The sequence below is a fragment of the Micromonospora sp. WMMD714 genome (genome assembly GCF_029581315.1).
In the GTDB taxonomy this organism is placed as follows: domain Bacteria; phylum Actinomycetota; class Actinomycetes; order Mycobacteriales; family Micromonosporaceae; genus Micromonospora; species Micromonospora rifamycinica.
This window is the reverse complement of the sequence record NZ_CP120744.1, coordinates 2,612,236-2,630,720: the sequence shown is the minus strand read 5'-3', so window position 1 is coordinate 2,630,720 and position 18,485 is coordinate 2,612,236. Positions and strand designations below refer to the sequence as shown.

The following is an 18,485-nucleotide window of genomic DNA, read 5'->3' as shown; positions in this document are numbered from 1 at the left end:
CCCACGCGTCAGGAACGGGGGACCTGACGCGGGTGGGACCGCGTACCCAACGGTACGCCGACGACCCCCGATCCGCCGACCCCCTCCGGGCGACGAGCGGCGAGCGGCAGACGGCGAGCGGCAGACGGCGGACGGCCCTCCGCACTGCTACCGGTGGCACACGGCGCGCAGTCACCCGGTCCTCCCCGCAGCGCCCGGTGGTGTCCGTGGTCACCAACTTCCGGTCCGCCCGTCGGCGTCGACGCCGCCGCCGGGAGGCTCGGAGCCTGGAATCGACCCTGACCGGCGAGGTGGCAGTCGTGCCCGAGCTTCTCACTGACGTCGCATCGCCCCTGTTGGCGTACCTGTTGCTGATGGGCCTGCTCGTCGCGGACGCCTTCGTGCCGGTCATCCCGACCCAGGCGGTCATGATCACCGGAGGTGCGCTCACCGTGGTGGGCGGGCTGAGCCTGCCGCTGACCATCGGGGTCGGGGCGCTCGGCGTCTTCGTCGGCGACCTGGCCTGCTACCTGCTCGGCCGCAGCGCCCCGGACCGGCGACCGGCCCGGCACGTGGCACCCGGTCGGGCCCGTCGGGTCGCCGGCCGGGTCACCCGGGGGCTGCGCCGCCCCGGACCGCTGACCATCCTGCTCTGCCGGTTCGTGCCCGGCGGGCGGATGGCGGCCTGCTTCTCCGCCGGCCGCAACCGCTACCCCTACCGGCTGTTCCTCTGCTACGAGGCGCTGGCGGCCGTCGGCTGGGCCAGCTACGGCGCGCTGGTCGGCCACCTCGGCGGCACCGCGCTCACCGGATCGGCCTGGCGGTTGGGGCTGGTCGCCGCAGCGGCGGCGATCGGGTTCGGGGCGGCCGGCTGGACGATGACCCTGCTCAGCGCCCGCGCCGCCAGCAGAGCAACCCCCACCGACCTGGCCGCCTCCACCCCGAACCAACCATGACCACCCGATCTCGTCGAGGTGGCGACGGCCGGCCGCTCCGACACCGGCGGACCGCCGGACGCGCGCGAGCGGCCCCGCCGGGGTCACCGGGTCATTCGAGTTCGTGCAGCATGAGCTGGCGGGCCGCCTCGGTGATCGAACCGGACAGGCTCGGATAGATGGTGATGGTCTGGGCCAGCTCGTTGACGGTGAGGTTGTTCTCGATCGCCATCGTGATCGGCAGGATCAGCTCGCTGGCCTTGGGGGCCACCACCACCCCGCCGACCACCTGGCCGGTGGACGGGCGGCAGAACAGCTTGACGAAGCCGTCCGCCAGGTCGTCCATCTTCGCCCGGGCGTTGCCGGTCAGCGGCAGCATCACCTGGCGGGCCAGGGTCCGGCCGGCGTCCGCCTCGTCCTGCGAGACGCCGACGGTGGCCAGCTCCGGGTCGGTGAAGACGTTCGCGGCCACGGTCCGCAACCGCAGCGGCCGGACCGCCTCGCCGAGGGCGTGCCACATCGCGATCCGGCCCTGCATGGCGGCGACGCTGGCCAGCGGCAGGACGCCGGTGCAGTCGCCGGCGGCGTAGATGCCGGGGACGTTGGTCCGGGACACCCGGTCGACCGTGACGTAGCCGCCCTTGGCCAGCTCGACGCCGTACTCGGCCAGGCCGAGGCCGGCGGTGTTCGGGATCGAGCCGACGGCGATCAGGGCGTGCGAGCCGGTCACCACCCGCCCGTCGGAGAGGACCACCTCCACCCCGTCGTCGGTACGCCGGACCGCGTCCGCCCGGGAGTTGTTGAGGATGCTCATGCCCCGGCTGCGGAACACCTGCTCGATGGCCATCGCCGCGTCGGCGTCCTCGTGCGGCATCACCCGGTCCCGGCTGGACACCAGGGTCACCTCGACCCCCATCGCCTGGTAGGCGCTGGCGAACTCGGCACCGGTCACGCCGGACCCCACCACGATCAGGTGGGTGGGCAGCTCGGGCAGGTCGTAGACCTGCCGCCAGGTGAGGATGCGCTCCCCGTCGGGCAGCGCGGTGGGCAGCTGGCGCGGGGTGGCGCCGGTGGCGACCAGCACGGTGGACGCGGCGATCGAGTACTCCGCGCCACCGTCGGCCGGGGTGACCACGACCCGGTGGGTGTGACCGAGAGTGTCCTCGCCGAGCCGGGCGGTGCCCGCGACGAAGGTCACCCCGGCCTTGAGCAGCTTGGCGTGGATGTCGGCGGACTGGGCCAGGGCGAGCCGCTTGACCCGCTCGTGCACGGCCCGGGCGTCGACCGTGACCGCCTCCAGACCGTCGGAGTGGATGCCGAACTCCTCGGTGTCCCGGTAGCCGGTCACCACCTCGGAGCTGGCGATGAAGGTCTTCGACGGGACACAGTCGGAGAGCACGCAGGCACCCCCGGCGCCGTCGGCCTCCACCACGGTGACGTCGGCGTCCAGCTGGGCGGCGACCAGGGCCGCCTCGTAGCCGGCCGGCCCCCCGCCGATGATCACGATGCGGCTCACAGCCCTCGCCCTCTCTCGGTGTTCACAGTGACTTTCTTCTCCCGAACCCGTGCGACACGCACCGTCGTATTCTCCCCCACCCGTCCGGCGGGCTATCGTCATCGCCGTGCGTCACTACGCGGCCTACGGCTCAAACCTGGACCCCGCCCGGATGCGTGCCTACTGTCCGCATTCGCCGATGGTGGGTGTCGGCTGGCTGGAGGGGTGGCGGCTGACCTTCGCCGGCGAGGACGTGATCGGCTGGGAGGGTTCGGTCAGCACCGTGGTCGAGTCCCCGGGCGACCGGGTCTTCGTGGCGCTGTACGACATCGACCCGTACGACGCCGCGCAGCTCGACGAGCTGGAGGGCGTCACCGCCGGCACGTACCGCAAGCTCACCGTGCGGGTCTCGACGCTCGACGGGGACGTGACCGCCTGGGTGTACGTCTTCGACGGCTACGAGGGCGGCCTGCCGACCGCCTGGTACCTGTCGGAGATCGCGAACGCCGCCGAGAAGGCGGGCGCACCCGACGACTACGTCTCCGAGCTGCGGTCCCGCCCCACCGGCACCGCCTCGGCGTAACGCGTATCGCACCCGCCCAGTCTGCTCCCGGGGCCGGTGCCGCCCGACGGCGGCCCCGCCGGGTGTGCCGCGTGACCCACCCGCCCCGCCGTGGTCAAGCGCGCGGACGACCGTGATCAGGCAGTGTGGGGCGGCCCCGGTCGGGTGGCCCCGGCTGTCGGCGTCAGGCGGGGGCGGCCGGCACACTCCGCTCGTACACGTCGGTCCAGCGGGTGTCGCGCAGGCCCACGGAGCGGTAGAGGGTGACCGGGGCGGTCGGGTTGGCCAGGTCGACACCGAGCCCGGCATGAGCCCGGCCCTTGCCCGCGTAGACCGCGAACGCCCGTCGCAGCAGCGCCGCCCCCACCCCGCGCCGCCGATGGGCGGGCAGCACCGACAGGGTGCGTACCCAGCCCATGTCCTGTTCCACCGCCTGGTCGGAGGAGTTCAGCGCGCCGGCCGGCTCGCCGTCGACCTCGGCGACGAACCACTCGTCCCAGACCCGGCCGGCGTCGGTGAGCCGGTCCCGCCAGCCGGCGAAGCCGACCGGCTCGTAGTCCGGGGTGTCCCGGAAGGCGGTGTCGTGGATCCGGTGGAACAGCCGTAGGTCGGCCTCGTCACCGGCCCGCAGCGGGCGGACCGTCACCCCGGGCGGGGGCGGTGGCTCGGCGGGCAGGTCGGCCAGCGGCAGGCTCATCCGCAGGTACCGCTTGACCCGGGTGAATCCGGCGGCGGTCAGCTCATCGGCCCAGCGGGTCTCCGGGGCGCAGACGGTCGCGCGGACGGTCAGCGCGGGTAGGCCCCGCTCGGCGGCCCGGGCGGCGATCCGGTGCAGCATCCGGTCGAGCAGCGTGGCGCGCAGCGCCGCCGCCCGGTGCGGGTCGACGAAGACGTCCAGGGCCTCGCGGCCCACCCCGGTCGGGTTGTCCACCAGCGCCCAGCCGACGACCCGCTGACCGGGATCGGTCAGCAGCCAGGAGTCGCGCCGCGGGTCGAAGAACGGCGCGGTCAGCGCGGCCCGGACGTCGTCGGCGTCGAAGTCGGGATGACCGATGGCGAACGTGTCGGCGGCGTGCACCACGGCGAGCAACGCGGGCACGTCGTCCAGGGTGGGGCGGCGGGCGGTCCAGCCGGCGGGGAGCGTCACGCCGCAGATCCTGGCAGCCCACCGGGCCGTCCGCCGCCGGTTTTCCGGCCGCCCCCGGCGGGCTACCCGGCCGGGTCGGGCCGCAGTACCGACCGGAGGTCGCTGAGCAGCTCGATCAGCTCCCGCCCCTCGGCCGGTCGGAGCGCCCGGAAGCCGGTCGACGCCAACCGGTCGGTCACCGCCTCGGCCCACAGCCGACGCCGCACCAACGGCCCGACCGCCGGGTAGGGCGGGGACCACCCGCACGCCGCCGCCCCGTCCTCCCCCGCCGGACCGGCCAGCACCGCCTCCAGCGGTGTCATCCCGGCGGCCCGCACCGCGAGCAGGTACGCCCCGGCGAAGTACTCCCGCAGCAGCAGGAGCGCGGCGGCCGCGCGGGCGCCGTCGGTGTGCTCCGGCAGCGGCATGGCCCGCCAGGCGGCGAAGAGCGGCATACCTGTCGCGTCGGCGGCGGCCACCACCCGTTCCAGCAGGGCGGTCAGCCGGGGCGTGCCGGGCAGCCCGTCGAGGTGTGCGGTGCCCCACCGGCAGCACTCGGTCAGGTTGGCGGTGGCCACCGTCAGCGGCCGGACCACCCGGACGGCGGTGTCCCACCCGTCGGCGACGGCTTCCGGGGCGAGGAAGCCCAGCGCCGCCACCACCGTGTCGGCGTGGATGTCGCCCAGCGCGCCGGCCCGCCCGGTGACGTAGAACGCCCACCCGGAGAGGCCCAGCTCCCTGGCCCGTTGCAGGGTCTCCGGGCTCCTGCTGAACAGTTCCCCCAGCTCCAGCACGGCGGGCTTGCTGCCGGCGGCGACCTGTTCGGGCGTCATCCCGACCACCCGTTGCACGTATCCATCGCGCTCAGTCTGCCTGGCCGCCGCCAGCCGTGGTGTCCTCCCCTTCGGCGTCCAGTGCCTCGATGGCCGCCTCGACCTCTCCGGTGCGGCGGCGGGCCGCGACGTGGGTCCGTTCGGCCGCCCGGCGGGCCAGCCGGGCCCGGCTCAGCTCCTGCTCGGCGGCGGCCCGACGACGCTCCAGGTCGGCCAGCTCGCGCTCGATCCGGTCGAGCGCGTCGGCACCCGTCCGCTCGGCAGTCGCCGTGCCGTCCCGCTCCCGTTCCGCCTGCCGCTGGGCGGCCCGGGCCGCCGCCAGCTCCCGCACCAGGGCGCGACGGCGTCGATCCCGTTCGGCCCGGACGGCCCGCGCCGCCGCCCGCTCGTCGCGGACCCGCCGGACACCACCCCGGTCGACCCCCCGCCCGGGTACGCCGACAGCCTCCGTCCCACCGCCGGCAGCCTTCCTCCCGCCACCGCCGGTGGTCTGCGCGCCGCCGGTGGTCTGCGCGCCGCCGGTGGTCTGCGCGCCGTCGGTGACCAGGCGTAGTTGCGGGCGGGGGACCTCACCGAAACCGGAGTGGTGCACCGCCTTGAGCAGCCGCCCGGCGCGCACCTGCCCGGCGACCCCGGGGTCGGCGAGCGCCGCGTGCAGGGTCGCCTCCACCTCGGCCAGAGGCAGCCGGGCGGCCGGGGGCGCGTCGGGACGGTCGGCGGCGAGCCGGCGTACCTCGGTGACCAGGGCGGCGACCAGCGCCCGCCGCTGCCCGGACAGCTCCCGCAACCGGGCCCCCTTCAGGTCGCGCTGGGCGCCGCGCAGCGCTTCGGCGAGCGGCCCCAGCTCGGCCACCAGCTCGGGACGGTCCAGGGCGAGCAGGTTCACCAGCCAGGCCGCCACGGTGGGCCGCCTCGACCCGGCCAGTCGGCGGGCGGCGGCGGTGTCCCCGGCCCGGCGGGCCTCGGCGGCGGCGGCCTCCCGGGCGGCGACGAACCGGGCGGGCGGGGTGCGGTAGAGCTGCCGGGTCAGCTCGGACTCGTCGGCGGCCACGGTTCACACGTCGATCCGGGTACCCGGCTCCAGCCGCTGGTAGTCGGTACGGGACAGCGCGGCGTACTGCCGGTCGAGCACGCCGTACCCGTTGTCGTTGAGCATCGCGTCGTGCAGGGCGTACGCCCGGCGGGGGGCGACCGCCCGGATGAAGTCGACCACCTCGGAGAACTTCGACCAGGGGGCGTGGATCGGGGCGAAGAGCGTGTCCACCTCGACGTCCTCGGGGACGTGCAGCGCGTCGCCGGGGTGGTAGACGGTCGCGTCGAACAGGTAGCCGATGTTCTCCACCACCGGGATGTCCGGGTGGATGACGGCGTGCCGGCCGCCGACGGCGCGTACCGGGACACCGGCGGCGGTGAAGGTGTCACCCGGGGTGACCGGGACCAGTGCCGTCGCCGCGTCGCCGAGCACGCCGCCGAGCGCGGCGGGTCCGTACACCGGGATGGGGCTCCGGTCCAGCCGCCGGGTCAGCGCGGCCACGTCCAGGTGGTCGGGGTGCTCGTGGGTGACCAGCACCGCGTCCGCCCCGTCCAGCGCCGCCGGGTCGCTGAACCCGCCCGGGTCGACGACCAGCACCGCCCCGTCGTGTTCGAGCCGGAGGCAGGAGTGCGCGTACTTGGTGAGCCGCATCGTGATTCCTCGCTTATCGAATCGTGATGTCCTCAGCGCAGTCTGCCGGAACCGGAGCGGCCCCGTGCCGCGTCCGAACTATCGCCCGAGTGACCGGGGCGACGACGACGGGAGCGGGGATGACACTGAGGACAGCGACCGGCGGGGCACGCGCGCTCGCCGCGATCGGGTTGGCGGCGCTGCTGCTGGCCGGCTGCGGGGCAGCCGACCGGAGCAGGGACTCGGCCGACTCCGGCGGGGCCGCGCCGGCCGAGAAGGCGCCGGCGCGGGCGGCACCGGACGGCGCGGCGGCGTCGGGGCAGGCCGGTGCGGGCACCCCGGACCTGCGGGTCGACCAGCGGGCGATCATCTACACCGGAACGATGCGGGTGCAGGTGGACGACGTGGAGGGCGCGGCCCGGCGGGCGGTGGAGGCGGTCACCGCCGCGGGCGGTTTCGTCGGCGGGGACCAGCGCCGCAGTGCCGCCGCCTCCGCCCAGGCGGAACTGGAGCTGCGGGTGCCGGCGGCGAAGTTCGCCACGCTCGTCGACGAGCTGGCCGGGTTCGGTCGGCAGCAGCGCCGCGAGATCCGTACCCAGGACGTCACCGAGGAGACCGTCGACCTGGACGCCCGGATCACCACCCAGCGGGCCCGGGTGGACAGCGCCCGCCGGCTGCTGGCCCGCGCCGACACGGTGGCCGAGCTGGTCACCCTGGAGAACGAGGTGACCCGCCGGGAGGCGGACCTGGCCTCGCTGGAGGCGAAGAAGCGTCGGCTGGCCGACCTGACCGCGCTCTCCACGGTCACGGTGACCTTCGTGGGCCGGGACGCCTCGACGGCCGACGAGGAGGAGGCGGACCGGACCGGCTTCATGGTGGGCCTGCGCGGCGGTTGGACGGTCTTCCTCGCCTCGATGGGCGTGCTGCTGACCGTGCTCGGCGCGCTGCTGCCCTGGCTGCTGCTCATCGGGGTGCCGGTGACCGCGCTGGTGGTGGTGCTGCGGCGGCGACGCCGGCGGCGGCAGCCCCCGCCGCCGGTGGGACCGGTCGGCGGAGACCGCCCGCCGGCTCCTACCGGGCCGCCGCCAGTGCCCGCAACGCGGTCTGCACCATGAGCCGTACCCCGACCGGGACGGCGCGCTCGTCGACGTCGAAGGACGCCCGGTGCAGGTCGACGCTGGGGCCGTCGGCCCGGCCGACGCCGAGCCGGGCGAGCGCGCCGGGGACGTGTTCCAGGTACCAGGAGAAGTCCTCGCCGCCCATGCTCTGCGGCGTCTCCGCGATCCCCTCCGGCCCGAGGGCGGCGGCGGTGGCGGCGGTGAGGACGTCGATGGCGCGGGCGTCGTTGCTGACCGGCGGACGACCGCGCAGGTACTCCAGGTCGACGGTGGCGCCGGTGGGCGCGATGACGTCCCTGACGACCTGAGCGACGATCTTGGGAGCCCGCTCCCAGGTGTCGCGGTCCATCACCCGCAGGGTGCCGGCCGCGCTCGCCTCGGACGGGATGACGTTGTACCGGGTGCCGGCCGAGGCGTGGCCGAACACCAGCAGCAGGCCGCTGTTGGCCGGCACCCGGCGGGCGACCAGGGCCGGAACCTCGGTGACCAGCCTGCCGAGCGCGTCGACCAGGTCGACGGTCAGGTGCGGACGGGCGGTATGCCCACCCGGCCCGGTGAGCCGCACGGTGACGTTGTCGGCCGCCGCGGTGATCGGGCCGACCCGCAGCCCCACCTTGCCCACCGGCTGGTTGGGGTCGCAGTGCAGGGCGAAGATCTGCACCACGTCCGCCAGGCCGCCGGCCTCGATGACCTCCAGCGACCCGCAGGGCAGGATCTCCTCCGCCGGCTGGAAGATCAGCCGGACCCGGCCGTCGAGCTGGCCGGCGTCGGCGAGCTGGGCCAGCAGCATCCCGACGCCGAGCAGCACCGTCGTGTGCACGTCGTGGCCACAGGCGTGGCAGACCCCGTCCACCGTGGAACGGTAGGAGACGTCCTTCACGTCGGTCAGCGGCAGCGCGTCGATGTCGGCGCGGAGCGCGACGACCGGGCCGTCGGGGCGGCCGTCGATGTCGCAGATCACCCCGTTGCCCTTGGGGAGCAGTCGGGGGTGCAGCCCGGCGAGGGTGAGCTCCCGGGCGATCAGCGCCGCGGTCTCGAACTCCTCCCCGGAGAGTTCCGGGTGGGAGTGGAGGTGGCGGCGGGTGGCGATCAGGCCGGGCACCCGCAGCGCGAGGAGGTGGTCCAGGTCGTGGGGCAGCGGCTGCGACCCGGACGGCGCCTCCGGCCAGGACGACGCCAGCAGGCTGCCCTCGGGCAGCGTCAACGCACTCGTCACGTCGAATTCTCGATCACTAGAAATGGATGGATCATCGGGGCGGACAGCAGACAGCCTAGACCTCCGACGGTGACGCTGCGCAACCTCGTTACGGTAGTGATCAGACCGCGTAGCGTCACGTAAGCCCTGGTGAGAGGGCTCGAATATCTGCGGGACAGCAGGTAGATCGCGGTCGGACGCCGTCATCTGCCCCCCACCTCCTACAACGCGTAACCGATTGGGCGGTCGCGAAATCGGCGTCGATCCGGGCCGTCGTACCCGAATTGTCGCATTGGTCGCCTCGGCTGACCGTCGGTCGGACAACTACCCGACGCCCCTGCGTGAGCGCCCGGTTCCCGACCGTGGCACGACCCCCCTGAGCATGCCCGGACGTGCTGTCCGTCCCGATCACCCGTTCGGGTTTACCCACCGGCCCCGGGAGTCACGCCCCGGTGGGCGGGACCACCGCCCACCCGGGCGGCGCCACGACCGTCGCCGGCGTGGGCTGTCACCGAACGTAGCTCCCCACCGGTGGGCCGGTCGGGTCGGATCAGAAGCTGTCGCTCGGGCGGTACGTCCCCCAGACCTGGCGCAGTGTCCCGCAGACCTCACCCACGGTGGCCCGGGCCCGCAGCGCCTCCCGCATCGGGTAGAGCACGTTCCCGTCCCCCTCGGCGGCGGTCCGCAGCTCGGCGAGGGCGCGCTCGACCGCCGCCGGATCCCGCCCGGCCCGCAGCCGGGCCAGGCGCTCCGCCTGCGCCGCCTCGATCGCCGGGTCCACCCGCAGCGGCTCGTACGGCTCCTCGGTGTCGACCCGGAACCGGTTCAGCCCGACCACCACCCGCTCCCCCGCGTCGACCTGCTGGGCGAACCGGTACGCGGACTGCTCGATCTCCCGCTTCTGGAACCCGGCCTCGATCGCGTCCACCGCCGAACCGTGGTCGAAGACCCGGTCCATCAGGCCGTTCACCGCCGCCTCGAGCTCCGCGGTCATCGCCTCCACCACGTACGACCCGGCGAACGGGTCGACGGTGGCGGTCAGGTCCGTCTCGTACGCCAGCACCTGCTGGGTGCGCAGCGCCAGCCGGGCGGCCTTCTCGGTGGGCAGCGCGATCGCCTCGTCGAAGCTGTTGGTGTGCAGCGACTGGGTGCCGCCGAGCACCGCGCCGAGCCCCTGGATCGCCACCCGCACCAGGTTCACCTCGGGCTGCTGGGCGGTGAGCTGCACCCCCGCCGTCTGGGTGTGGAACCGCAGCATCATCGACTTCGGGTCCTTCGCGCCGAAGTCGTCGCGCATCAGCCGGGCCCAGATCCGCCGGGCGGCGCGGAACTTCGCCACCTCCTCCAGCAGCGTCGTGCGGGCGACGAAGAAGAACGACAGCCGGGGGGCGAAGTCGTCCACCGCCAGCCCGGCGGCCAGCGCGGCCCGGACGTACTCCACCCCGTTGGCCAGGGTGAACGCGATCTCCTGCGCGGGCGTCGCGCCGGCCTCGGCCATGTGGTAGCCGGAGATGGAGATGGTGTTCCACTTCGGCACCTCCGTGCGGCAGTAGGCGAAGGTGTCGGCCACCAGCCGCAGCGACGGTTTCGGCGGGAAGATGTACGTCCCCCGGGCGATGTACTCCTTGAGGATGTCGTTCTGGATGGTGCCGTTGAGCGCCGAACCCGGCAGGCCGTTCTCCTCGGCGACGAGCTGGTAGAGCAGCAGCAGCACCGAGCCGGGGGCGTTGATGGTCATCGAGGTGGAGACCCGGTCCAGCGGGATGCCGGCGAGGAGCAGCCGCATGTCCTCGATGGAGTCGATCGCCACCCCGACCTTGCCCACCTCGCCGTGCGCGATGGCGTCGTCGGAGTCGTACCCCATCTGGGTGGGCAGGTCGAAGGCGACCGAGAGGCCCATCGTGCCGGCCTCCAGCAGCTGGTGGTAGCGCGCGTTGGACTCGGTGGCGGTGCCGAAGCCGGCGTACTGCCGCATCGTCCACGGCCGGGCGGTGTACATCGTCGGGTAGACCCCCCGGGTGTACGGGTACCCGCCCGGCTCGCCGAGCCGGGAGTCGAGCTCCGGGGGGAGGTCGGCGGCCGTGTAGACGCCCTTGACCGGGAACCCCGACTCGCTCACCCGCGCATCGCTCATCCACGGATGGTAGGACGCGGAGCGGTCGTCGGCGTGGTGAGGGATGCCGCACATCTCGGTTCGGCATCGGTCGACGGGAGGTGAACGGCCAGGTACACACGGTTCGGCGACGCGGTCGGTACCGTCGGGGAGGACAAAGGTCCGCCGCGTCGGGTTTCGCATCGGGCGTCGGAACCAGCAAGATAGAGAGGTTGTGTCCCAGCCCCCTCGACTTTCCCGGTGGCTTTTCTGTGACTCAGATCCCGACGTGGAGCGGCGGACCAGTGAGTCCCCCCAACGGACGCGCGGCACCCGGCACCATCATCGGTGGCCGGTACTCGCTGCGCTCCTCGGTGGGCAACGGCGGCATGGGCACGGTCTGGCGGGCGACAGACACCCTGCTGCGGCGTGACGTGGCGGTCAAGGAGGTGGTCCTGCCGCCGGGGCTGGCCCCCAGCGACCGGGACGCGATGTACGAACGCACCCTGCGCGAGGCCCGCGCCGCCGCCGCGATCCAGCACCCGGCCGTGGTCCAGGTGTACGACGTGGTCACCGAGGGTGGCCGGCCGTGGATCGTGATGGAGCTGCTGGACGCCCGCAGCCTCGCCGACATGGTGATCGAGGACGGCCCGGTGGCCGGCCGGGCGGTCGCCAAGATCGGCATCGCGCTGCTCGGCGCGCTGGAGGTCGCGCACGCCAACGGGGTGCTGCACCGCGACGTCAAGCCGGCCAACGTGCTGATCTGCACCGACGGCCGCTGCGTGCTGACCGACTTCGGGGTGGCCCGGATGCCCACCGACGTCCAGCTCACCACCCCCGGGATGGTGCTCGGCTCGCCGCACTTCATCTCCCCCGAGCGCGCCATGGGGCAGGATTTCGGCCCGCCCAGTGACCTGTTCTCGCTGGGCGTGACGCTCTACACGGCCGTCGAGGGGCGTCCCCCGTTCGACAAGGGCGACCCGATCGAGACGATGCACGCGGTGGTCGAGGACCCGCCGGCCACCCCGCAGCGCAGCGGCCCGCTGACCCGGGTGCTGATGGGCCTGCTGGAGAAGGACCCGGCCCGCCGGCTCGACGTGCACACCGCGCGGGCAATGCTGCGCGAGCTGCTCGCCGGCCCGCTGACCAGCACGGCGACCGCGGTCAACTCGATCACCGACCCGTACTCGGTGGTGCCGGTGCAGCGTCCGACAACGACGCCGGCCATCGCCGCACCGCCGGCCGAGCCGAAGCCGAGTGGGCAGATCGGCGGCCGGGCGATGCTGGCCGCCGATGAGTCGCTGACCGACCGGCTGGCGAAGCTGCGCCGGGGTGAGCGGCCCAAGCCGGTGGTGACCCCCGCCGCCAACCTCGACGACACCAGCGCCGACGCCCTCGCCGGCCCGCTGCACACCCCGACCGGCGCGATGCCGGCACCCGGCGGGTCCACCCCCGACGCGCTGCCGACCCGCCCCACCGCCGGGACGTACGGCGGCACCACCGAGGCCACCCAGCGGATCACCCCGGGCGGCGCGCCGGAGGCCACCCAGCGGATCGGCGGCGGCACCGCCGACGCCACCCAGCGCATCGGCGGGCGCCCGGACGCCACCCAACGGATCGGCTCGGGCACCGAGTCGACCCGGCCCGCCTACGGGGCGGCGGAGCCGACCCAGGCCATCTACGGCGGTGGCGGCAACTCCGAACAGACCCAGGCGGTGTACGGCGGGCAGTGGTCCATCCCCGGCACCGGCCAGTCCTGGACGTCGCCACCCCCGTCGCCGGACGGCGCCGACGGTGGCGCGCTCGGCCGGGCGAAGGGCACCGGCGGTCGGCTCGTCGGCACGGTCAAGGGCTGGCCGCGCAAGCTGCAGCTCGCGGCGGCCGGCGGCCTGGCCGTGGTGCTGCTGATCGGCGCGTTCGCGCTGTTCGGCGGCGGCGACCCCGAGCAGACCCCGCCCCCGCAGGCCGGCCCGAGCACGCCGGCCGCCGGTGGCGGCGCGCTACCGCCGATGCAGGAGCACAGCGCCCGGGGCATCCGAGTGAACGTGCCGAAGGGCTGGCAGCGGGCCACCGGCGGGGTCTACATCGACTACGTCGACCCGCAGGACAAGGGACGCAAGGTGCGTATCCTCACCGAGAAGTTCGGCGGCTCCTCGACCCGGTGGGCCGAGGTCGCGGAGAACGGCCTGCAGAACCGGACGAGCTCCTGCCCCAAGCCCTACGAGCAGCTGGCGATGGGTGAGAAGGACCTGGCCGGCAAGTCGGCCGCCGAGTTCGAGTACACCTGCGGCGAGGGCGACGACAAGCGGCACGGCGTGTGGCGCGGGGTGGTGCACGAGGGGAAGGTCTACTCGTTCTACCTCTCCGCCACCGATGCCAAGTTCGCCGAGAGCCGGCCGATCTTCGACGAGATGGTCAAGTCGTTCCAGCTCACCGGGGCGAGCTGAGCCGGGTCGTCCGGCGGGGTGATCCGGGTCGACCGGACCCGGTGATCCGCCGCCGTGCTATCAAGGGGCATGGTGGCGGAAAGCACTGACCTCGACCGGATGCGCGACCAGGCCCGGCGCTGGCTCGACGACGACCCCGACCCGGCCAGCCGGGACGAGCTGCGGGCCGTGCTCGACCGGCTGCCGGCCAGCGCGCCGGAGCTGGCCGACCGGTTCGCCGGCCCGCTGACCTTCGGCACGGCCGGGCTGCGCGGCCCGCTGCGCGCCGGGCCGAACGGCATGAACCTCGCGGTGGTCACCCGGGCGGCGGCCGGGCTGGTCGGCTGGCTCGTTGCCGAGGGCGGTGAAGGTCCGCTGGTCATCGGGTACGACGCCCGGCACGGTTCCCGGGAGTTCGCCGAGCGCACCGCCCAGGTCGCCACCGGTGCCGGCCAGCCGGCGCTGCTGCTGCCCCGGCCGCTGCCCACCCCCGTGCTGGCGTACGCGGTGCGCAGACTCGGCGGGGTGGCCGGAGTGATGGTGACGGCCAGCCACAACCCGCCGCAGGACAACGGCTACAAGGTCTACCTGGGTGCCCAGCTCGGTGGGGCGCTCGGCGCGGGGGCACAGATCGTGCCGCCCGCCGACGCCGGCATCGAGGCGGCCATCCGCGCGGTCGGTCCGCTGGCGCAGGTGCCGCTGGGGCCGCCCGGCCAGGTGCTCGGCGACGACCTCGTCGCCGCGTACGTGGAGCGGGCCGTCGCGGTGATCGATCCGGGCGGGCCGCGTGACCTGCGGGTGGCGTACACCCCGTTGCACGGGGTGGGGGCGGCGGTGCTGACCGCGACCTTCGCGCGGGCCGGTTTCCCGGTGCCCGGGGTGGTGCCCGACCAGGCGGAGCCGGATCCGGCGTTCCCGACCGTCAGCTTCCCCAACCCGGAGGAGCCCGGCGCGGTGGACCGGCTGGTGGCCCTCGCCCGGGCCACCGACGCCGACCTGGCGATCGCCAACGACCCGGACGCCGACCGCTGCGCCGTGGTGGTCCGCGAGCCGGTGCCCTCATCTCCCGCAGCGGAGGTGGCGGGTGCCGGGACGGGGTGGCGGATGTTGCGCGGGGACGAGGTGGGGGTGCTGCTCGCCGACCACCTGATGCGCCGTGGCGTCGACGGCCTGTACGCCACCACGATCGTGTCGTCGTCCCTGCTCCGGGCGATGTGCACGGCCCGGGGCCGGGCCTACGACGAAACGTTGACCGGGTTCAAGTGGATCGTCCGGGCCGGGGGTGGGACGCCACCGCTGGCGTACGGCTACGAGGAGGCGCTCGGCTACTGCGTGGCCCCCGACCACGTACGGGACAAGGACGGCATCACCGCCGCGCTGACCGTCGCCGAGCTGGCCGCCGGGCTGAAGGCGCAGGGGCGCACCCTGACCGACCGACTGGACGAGCTGGCCGCCGAGTTCGGCGTGCACCACACCGACCAGTTGTCGGTCCGGGTGGACGACCTGCGGATCATCGCCGACGCGATGGCCCGGGTCCGGGCGGCCACCCCGACCACGCTGCTCGGTGCACCGGTCACCGAGGCGCAGGACCTGCTGCCCGCCGCCGACGTGGTGATCCTGCGGACCGCCGCCGCCCGGGTGGTGATCCGCCCCTCGGGCACCGAGCCGAAGCTCAAGGCGTACCTGGAGGTGGTGGAGCCGGTCGCGGACGGGGACGTGCCGGCGGCCCGGACCCGCGCGGCGGCGGCGCTCACCACGCTGCGCACCGAGGTCGCCACCGCCCTCGGCATCTGATCCCACCCGCCGCGTCTACCGCCGCCGGGCCGCGCCCCGCCGCGCGGCCAGCGCGCATGATCAACTCAACGTGGCCGATACAGCGGTATCCGTCCTGTCCGGATACCGCCATATCGGCGACATTGGGCTGGATTCCCTCGCCCTCGACGCGGGACAATCGACCGAGCTGATCGACGCGATCCGGGGAGAGTTCCATGGCTGACCTGACCGGCGCCCGCTGGCGCACCAGCACCCGCAGCGGCACCAACGGCGGCGAATGCGTCGAGGTGGCCGACAACCTCCCCGGCATCATCGGCATCCGGGACAGCAAGGACCCGACCGGCCCCGCCCTCACCGTCCCACCCACCGCCTGGTCCGCCTTCGTCACCGACCTGAAGGCCCACCGGCTCACCCGCTGACGGCGGTCCGGTCAGCCCACGGTGCGCCTGCTGATCCCGGCCCGCACGCCCTGCGCACCGGGACCGCCGCTGCCCTCGCCCTCTCACACCCCCGCACGCACTCCGCGCGGCATGATCAACTCAGTTTCCTGGTTGTAGTGGCATCCGAGCGGGGTGGATGCCACTACAACCAGGAAACTGCGAGGCTCCTCCGCAACCAGCGGAGTCGCGTGCGGTGGTGGCGGTCAGCCCACCGTGCGCTTGCCGAGGGCGTGGTCGACGGCCTGGCCGAGGGCGGTGACCACCAGGGCCACCGAGGGGCGGACCACCGACTCCTCCAGGCTGATCGTGCCGGAGAAGCCGGCCCCGCCGGCGATCTCCTCCAGCCGTCGCCGGGCGTCCTGGGCGGCGGTGCCGGTCAGGCCGAGCGCCGGCTCCATCCGCAGCACCGCCACCAGCGTGGCCAGTGCCGCCGTCCGCTCGTCGGGGAGCTGCTCGCCGGCCAGCGCCTCGGCCAGCCGGCGGCGGCTGTCCTGCTCCACCGACGGGTCCGTGGTCGGGTAGCGGTGCACCACGATGAAGTCCAGCTCGGTCTCCTCGACGTCACGGACCACGCCCCGGTCGACGAGGTCGCCGAGGATGCGGTCGCGCAGGCCGTGCCGCAGCCGCTGCACCCAGGAGGAGGGGCTGTGCGGGGTGTCGGCGGCCAGCCGGCCCAGCACCCCGTCCAGGATCGGCTCGCCGACCGGCGTCGGGTCGGTCACCGCCAGGTTCCCGTCGACGTACGCGATCCGGCCGGCGAGGGCCAGCTCGACCAGGACGGCGGCGGCCATCCCCAGGTCGAGACCGATCCGGGGCATGGTCGCCTTGCCGGACTCATCGTCATACGCGAGGAGCAGCAACTCCTCGGCCAGCGCAACACCAGTCATGGCCCGAGACGGTAGCGCCTGAACGCACACCGCGCTCCCCGACTCGCTCTCCGTGGGAAGGCGGCCCGGCCCGCCGCCCGTACCGCCTCCCCCGCCGTCCACCGGCTGACCGGGTGTTTCCGCAGCTCGTGCGGGTGCACGCCGGTCAGAAGCGGGGCATGCCGCCGAACTGCCGGTCGCCGGCGTCGCCGAGCCCCGGGACGATGAACATGTGGTCGTTCAGCCCCTGGTCGATCGACGCGGTGACCAGCCGCAGCGGCAGCCCCGACCGCTCCAGGCGGGCGATGCCGACCGGTGCGGCGAGCACGCAGAGCACGGTGATGTCGGTGCAGCCCCGGTCGGCGAGCAGCCGGCAGCAGTGCTCCAGCGAACCGCCGGTGGCGAGCATCGGGTCGAGCACCAGCACCGGCAGCCCGGCCAGGTCCCGGGGCAGCGACTCCATGTAGGCGCGCGGCTCGTACGTCTCCTCGTCGCGGGCCAGGCCGACGAAGCCCATCGACGACTCCGGCAGCAGCCCGAGCGCCGCGTCGGCCATCCCGAGGCCGGCCCGCAGCACCGGCACCAGCAGCGGCGGGTTCGCCAGCCGGGTGCCCTCGGCCCCGGTGACCGGGGTCTGCACCGGGTACTTCTCGACCGGGAAGGTGCGCGCGGCCTCGTACACCAGCATGGTGGTGAGTTCGTGCAGCGCGGCCCGGAACGACGACGAGTCGGTCCGGGCGTCCCGCATGGCGGTCAGCCGCGACTGGGCGAGCGGGTGGTCAATGACGTGTACGTCCACGATCGCCCAACCTACCGGTCCCGGTCGGCCGGCAGTACGGGTGCGCGGCGGGCGACGACGTGGCTCACCCCCGGCCTGCCCGTGGCCGTGGCACCTCGGGCCACCCGCGCCCGACGACACCCCGCCGGGCCGGACCGACCGGCCAACCCGGGGAGCTGTGACCAGGATCACCCGATCGTCGGCTGCGTAGTATTCGGGGCATGACGGCGACAACGACGTCGGCCCGGTCGGACCTGTCCGAGCTGGGGCGATCCGAGACCACGCTACGGGCCTTCCTGCACGGCCTGCCCGGGGTCGACCAGGTCGGCGTGGAGCAGCGGGCCGCCCAGCTCGGCACCCGCTCGATCAAGACCACCGCCAAGGCGCAGGCCATCGACCTGGCCATCCGGATGGTCGACCTGACCACCCTGGAGGGGGCCGACACCCCGGGCAAGGTCCGCGCCCTGGCCGCCAAGGCGCTGCGGCCGGACCCGGCCGACCCGAGCTGCCCGCACGTCGGCGCGGTCTGCGTCTACCCGGCGATGGTGCCGCACGTGGCCGAGGTGCTGCGCGGCAGCGCCGTGCACCTGGCCAGCGTGGCGACCGCCTTCCCGTCCGGCCAGGCCCCGCTGGACGTCAAGCTCGCCGACACCCGGGCGGCCGTCGCCGCCGGGGCCGACGAGATCGACATGGTGATCAACCGGGGCGCGTTCCTGGCCGGCCGCTACGCCGAGGTCTACGACGAGATCAAGGCGGTCAAGGAGGCCTGCGGCTCTGCCGACGGCGGTCCGGCGGCCCACCTCAAGGTGATCCTGGAGACCGGCGAGCTGGCCACCTACGACAACGTCCGGCGGGCCTCCTGGCTGGCGATGCTGGCCGGCGGCGACTTCATCAAGACCTCCACCGGCAAGGTCCCGGTCGCCGCCACCCTGCCGGTGACCCTGGTGATGCTGGAGGCGGTCCGCGACTTCCGGGCCGCCACCGGGCGGCAGGTCGGCGTCAAGCCGGCCGGCGGGATCAAGAACACCAAGGACGCGATCAAGTACCTGGTGATGGTCAACGAGACCGTCGGCGACGACTGGCTGAGCCCGGACTGGTTCCGGTTCGGCGCGTCCAGCCTGCTCAACGACCTGCTCATGCAGCGCACCAAGCTGACGACCGGCACCTACTCCGGTCCCGACTACTTCACCCTGGACTGAGCATG

17 protein-coding genes are annotated in these 18,485 nt (G+C 74.1%); 8 read left to right on the top strand and 9 right to left on the bottom strand.

The annotated features are described in order from the left end of the window. The first annotated feature begins 299 nt into the window (after positions 1-299). Complete coding sequence (locus tag O7625_RS11800; RefSeq protein ID WP_282345861.1) at positions 300-935, top strand: DedA family protein; 636 nt, start codon at positions 300-302, stop codon at positions 933-935. Positions 936-1,026: 91 nt separating this feature from the next. On the opposite strand, the gene O7625_RS11795 is transcribed toward O7625_RS11800, so the two are convergent. After that, complete coding sequence (locus O7625_RS11795) at positions 1,027-2,430, bottom strand: NAD(P)H-quinone dehydrogenase (RefSeq protein WP_282345860.1); 1,404 nt, start codon at positions 2,428-2,430, stop codon at positions 1,027-1,029. A 106-nt stretch (positions 2,431-2,536) separates the two neighbouring features. Between O7625_RS11795 and O7625_RS11790 the strand changes: the two genes are divergently transcribed. Then, positions 2,537-2,992 (top strand): gamma-glutamylcyclotransferase, encoded by a 456-nt coding sequence (locus O7625_RS11790; RefSeq protein ID WP_067304651.1) that lies wholly within the window; start codon positions 2,537-2,539, stop codon positions 2,990-2,992. A gap of 163 nt (positions 2,993-3,155) precedes the next feature. Here the strand turns inward: O7625_RS11790 and O7625_RS11785 are convergent, their stop codons facing one another. The 4 genes from O7625_RS11785 to O7625_RS11770 form a co-directional block, all read right to left on the bottom strand. Next, on the bottom strand, positions 3,156-4,118 hold the full coding sequence (locus tag O7625_RS11785) for a GNAT family N-acetyltransferase (protein WP_282345859.1): 963 nt from the start codon (positions 4,116-4,118) through the stop codon (positions 3,156-3,158). A 62-nt stretch (positions 4,119-4,180) separates the two neighbouring features. Next, positions 4,181-4,930 carry a hypothetical protein gene (locus O7625_RS11780; protein ID WP_282345858.1) on the bottom strand — a complete coding sequence of 250 codons (750 nt, stop codon included), beginning with the start codon at positions 4,928-4,930 and terminating at the stop codon, positions 4,181-4,183. A 31-nt stretch (positions 4,931-4,961) separates the two neighbouring features. Continuing rightward, a complete protein-coding gene (locus tag O7625_RS11775) occupies positions 4,962-5,981 on the bottom strand; it encodes a hypothetical protein (protein WP_282345857.1) in 1,020 nt (339 codons plus the stop codon). 3 nt (positions 5,982-5,984) lie between these two features. Beyond that, the gene (locus tag O7625_RS11770) at positions 5,985-6,614 is read right to left on the bottom strand and encodes an MBL fold metallo-hydrolase (RefSeq protein ID WP_282345856.1); all 630 of its coding nucleotides are present in this window, start codon (positions 6,612-6,614) and stop codon (positions 5,985-5,987) included. Between the two features lie 119 nt (positions 6,615-6,733). On the opposite strand from O7625_RS11770, the gene O7625_RS11765 reads away from it, so the two are divergent. Continuing rightward, positions 6,734-7,708 carry a DUF4349 domain-containing protein gene (locus O7625_RS11765; RefSeq protein WP_282345855.1) on the top strand — a complete coding sequence of 325 codons (975 nt, stop codon included), beginning with the start codon at positions 6,734-6,736 and terminating at the stop codon, positions 7,706-7,708. Here O7625_RS11765 and O7625_RS11760 read toward each other — a convergent pair. Continuing rightward, positions 7,665-8,927, bottom strand: coding sequence for an amidohydrolase (locus O7625_RS11760; RefSeq protein WP_282345852.1), 1,263 nt, complete (start codon positions 8,925-8,927; stop codon positions 7,665-7,667). The two genes, O7625_RS11765 and O7625_RS11760, sit on opposite strands and share 44 nt — an antisense overlap. A 529-nt stretch (positions 8,928-9,456) precedes the next feature. Continuing rightward, entirely contained in the window at positions 9,457-11,040 is a 1,584-nt protein-coding gene (locus O7625_RS11755) for a methylmalonyl-CoA mutase family protein (protein ID WP_282345850.1), read from the bottom strand. A gap of 230 nt (positions 11,041-11,270) precedes the next feature. On the opposite strand from O7625_RS11755, the gene O7625_RS11750 reads away from it, so the two are divergent. The 4 genes from O7625_RS11750 (at position 11,271) to O7625_RS11735 (ending at position 15,616) form a co-directional block, all read left to right on the top strand. After that, positions 11,271-13,445: a protein kinase gene (locus O7625_RS11750; RefSeq protein WP_282345849.1), complete on the top strand. Its 2,175-nt coding sequence runs from the start codon at positions 11,271-11,273 to the stop codon at positions 13,443-13,445. A 69-nt stretch (positions 13,446-13,514) separates the two neighbouring features. After that, on the top strand, positions 13,515-15,218 hold the full coding sequence (locus tag O7625_RS11745; RefSeq protein WP_282345848.1) for a phospho-sugar mutase: 1,704 nt from the start codon (positions 13,515-13,517) through the stop codon (positions 15,216-15,218). Between the two features lie 70 nt (positions 15,219-15,288). Further along, positions 15,289-15,420 carry a hypothetical protein gene (locus O7625_RS11740; RefSeq protein WP_282345847.1) on the top strand — a complete coding sequence of 44 codons (132 nt, stop codon included), beginning with the start codon at positions 15,289-15,291 and terminating at the stop codon, positions 15,418-15,420. After that, on the top strand, positions 15,413-15,616 hold the full coding sequence (locus O7625_RS11735; protein WP_282345846.1) for a DUF397 domain-containing protein: 204 nt from the start codon (positions 15,413-15,415) through the stop codon (positions 15,614-15,616). The genes O7625_RS11740 and O7625_RS11735 overlap by 8 nt, the downstream gene beginning before the upstream one ends. A 224-nt stretch (positions 15,617-15,840) precedes the next feature. Here O7625_RS11735 and O7625_RS11730 read toward each other — a convergent pair whose 3' ends face one another. Together O7625_RS11730 and upp are read right to left on the bottom strand one after the other, a co-directional pair. Then, complete coding sequence (locus O7625_RS11730) at positions 15,841-16,524, bottom strand: GPP34 family phosphoprotein (RefSeq protein WP_282345845.1); 684 nt, start codon at positions 16,522-16,524, stop codon at positions 15,841-15,843. Positions 16,525-16,669: 145 nt separating this feature from the next. Next, on the bottom strand, positions 16,670-17,302 hold the full coding sequence (gene upp / locus O7625_RS11725; RefSeq protein WP_067304681.1) for a uracil phosphoribosyltransferase: 633 nt from the start codon (positions 17,300-17,302) through the stop codon (positions 16,670-16,672). Between the two features lie 200 nt (positions 17,303-17,502). Between upp and deoC the strand changes: the two genes are divergently transcribed. Next, a complete protein-coding gene (gene deoC, locus O7625_RS11720) occupies positions 17,503-18,480 on the top strand; it encodes a deoxyribose-phosphate aldolase (RefSeq protein ID WP_282345844.1) in 978 nt (325 codons plus the stop codon). Positions 18,481-18,485 lie beyond the last annotated feature (5 nt).

What these genes read in the sequence shown, in the direction of transcription:
- O7625_RS11735 (WP_282345846.1), top strand. Translation starts at nt 15,413, where the DNA reads ATGGCTGACCTGACCGGCGCCCGCTGGCGCACCAGCACCCGCAGCGGC.
- O7625_RS11745 (WP_282345848.1), top strand. Translation starts at nt 13,515, where the DNA reads ATGGTGGCGGAAAGCACTGACCTCGACCGGATGCGCGACCAGGCCCGG.
- O7625_RS11770 (WP_282345856.1), bottom strand. Translation starts at nt 6,614, where the DNA reads ATGCGGCTCACCAAGTACGCGCACTCCTGCCTCCGGCTCGAACACGAC.
- O7625_RS11765 (WP_282345855.1), top strand. Translation starts at nt 6,734, where the DNA reads ATGACACTGAGGACAGCGACCGGCGGGGCACGCGCGCTCGCCGCGATC.
- deoC (WP_282345844.1), top strand. Translation starts at nt 17,503, where the DNA reads ATGACGGCGACAACGACGTCGGCCCGGTCGGACCTGTCCGAGCTGGGG.
- O7625_RS11780 (WP_282345858.1), bottom strand. Translation starts at nt 4,930, where the DNA reads ATGACGCCCGAACAGGTCGCCGCCGGCAGCAAGCCCGCCGTGCTGGAG.
- O7625_RS11755 (WP_282345850.1), bottom strand. Translation starts at nt 11,040, where the DNA reads ATGAGCGATGCGCGGGTGAGCGAGTCGGGGTTCCCGGTCAAGGGCGTC.
- O7625_RS11730 (WP_282345845.1), bottom strand. Translation starts at nt 16,524, where the DNA reads ATGACTGGTGTTGCGCTGGCCGAGGAGTTGCTGCTCCTCGCGTATGAC.